Genomic DNA, 421 nt, shown 5'->3' with positions numbered 1-421 from the left:
ACAAGGTTTGGGTAAAGTACTTACCTCAGACGCCAATGGTTTGGCAAGTTGGCAAACGCCAGCAGGAGGCGGTACTATAACAGGCACCGGTGTAGCAGGGAATCTGGCTTTCTGGACAGGTACAACCGCCCTTGGTACAAATGCCAATTTATTTTGGGACAATACCAATTCCCGTCTTGGTATCGGTACAGCAACACCGGCCAACAAACTTGATATAAGCGGCCTTGGAGGACTCAGGGTGTCAACTACTAACCCTGGCACAGGTACAGCAGATTGGATTGCAGGTAACTATGGCGCCACTACAAGTGATCGGGTGGTAATGGGCAACCTGTTAGGTAAGGCAACTATTGGAGCACATAATAATTCGTTAACTGCCTGGGCTCCATTAATCATTAATCAGGGAGGCGGTAATGTAGCCATT

The 421-nt window shown here is 48.5% G+C and carries 1 protein-coding gene; it reads left to right on the top strand.

Annotated features, from left to right (window positions below; all coding sequences use genetic code 11):
- Positions 1 to 421: hypothetical protein (locus tag GD597_RS21725; RefSeq protein WP_216368666.1), on the top strand; the 421-nt coding region annotated here is incomplete at both ends.

Origin of the sequence: Limnovirga soli (genome assembly GCF_013106755.1) — a bacterium.
In the GTDB taxonomy this organism is placed as follows: Bacteria; Bacteroidota; Bacteroidia; order Chitinophagales; family Chitinophagaceae; genus Limnovirga; species Limnovirga soli.
The sequence above is the reverse complement of the archived record's forward strand: the minus strand, read 5'-3'. Positions and strand labels throughout refer to the sequence as shown.